The sequence below is a fragment of the Mangrovicoccus sp. HB161399 genome (genome assembly GCF_013184745.1).
In the GTDB taxonomy this organism is placed as follows: Bacteria; Pseudomonadota; Alphaproteobacteria; order Rhodobacterales; family Rhodobacteraceae; genus Mangrovicoccus.
Map to the genome: position 1 here is coordinate 1 of NZ_JAATVU010000284.1, position 741 is coordinate 741.

Genomic DNA, 741 nt, shown 5'->3' on the forward strand with positions numbered 1-741 from the left:
CGTCTCGCGCTCATGGACCTCCCAGCCGGTGATTTTCCGGCTCCAGATGTCGGTGATGATGTAGAGGTAGAAGAACCGCCCCGCGACCGGCTCCGGCAGCCAGGTGTTCGGCACTTCAAACCGTCCCCCGGACGGTTTGATCCCGGCATTGCCGGGCCGTGCCTCACTCCCACGTCCACACCTGGCACGGCCCCTTTGGCCTCGAAGCTGGCGGGCGGCTGCCTTTTCGTCGGGCTGCGCGCGCGGCCCCGGCGGTGGTTCTGTCCATGGTCGCGCAAGACCCTGTAAAAGCTGGATTGCGACGCGATATAGGTGCCCCCGTCGGCCAGCATGGGCACGATCTGGCTGGGCGGCAGGCTGGCGAATTCCGGCTGGCCGCAGGTGGCGATGATGCGGGCGCGCTCCTCGCCGCTGAGCTTGTTGACAGGCACCGGCCGCGCCGCCACCGGGCGCTGGTCCTCCCTGATGCCGCCCTGCGGATCATGCCAACGGGCCAGCGTCTGCGGATGCAGGCCAAGCTCGGCACAGGCGGCAGAACGGCACGCGCCCGCGGCCATCGCCTCGTCGACGAACCCGGCAATCTTCCGGTGATCGGGAGCAGAGGTCATTCGTCCTCTCCGTCCGCAGGGCCCCAGATCGCCGCCACCTTTTTTTCTCAGGACCAGGAGCGCCGCGGCCTCCGCCAGCGCCTTCTCCTTGCGCGCCAGCTCCCGTTCCAGGGCCTTGATGCGCTTCCGGTCA

Annotated in this window: 1 protein-coding gene; it reads left to right on the plus strand. The window is 68.6% G+C overall.

All coding sequences use genetic code 11. The features are described 5' to 3' along the window. Nucleotides 1–266 precede the first annotated feature (266 nt). A partial coding sequence (locus HCC78_RS34395) for a hypothetical protein (protein WP_253949488.1) occupies nucleotides 267–741 on the plus strand: 475 nt, incomplete at its 3' end.